The 261-nt window shown below is 72.8% G+C and carries 1 pseudogene; it reads left to right on the top strand.

The window, feature by feature from the left end:
* Positions 1-261, top strand: a pseudogene (locus H926_RS35015) (DNA repair protein RecN); the annotation flags it as partial.

The raw sequence follows: 261 nt of genomic DNA, 5'->3' as shown, positions 1-261 counted from the left end.
GGCCCCTGCTGGTCCGCCGCCGGTTGCGCGCCGATGGCGGCAGCCGTGCCTATATCAATGACCAACCGGTGGGCGTGGCGCTGCTGCGCGAACTGGCGCGGTTTCTGGTGGAACTGCATGGGCAGCACGACGATCGCGGGCTGGTCAATGCGCGTGGCCACCGGGCCTTGCTCGATCGCTATGCCCGCGCCGACGCGGCCGAGGTGGCGCGCGCATGGGATAGCTGGCGCGCGGCCGAACAGGCCCTGGCGCAGGCGCGCG

Origin of the sequence: Novosphingobium sp. B-7, assembly GCF_000410615.1 — a bacterium.
Lineage (GTDB): Bacteria > Pseudomonadota > Alphaproteobacteria > Sphingomonadales > Sphingomonadaceae > Novosphingobium > Novosphingobium capsulatum.
The sequence above is the reverse complement of the archived record's forward strand: the minus strand, read 5'-3'. Positions and strand labels throughout refer to the sequence as shown.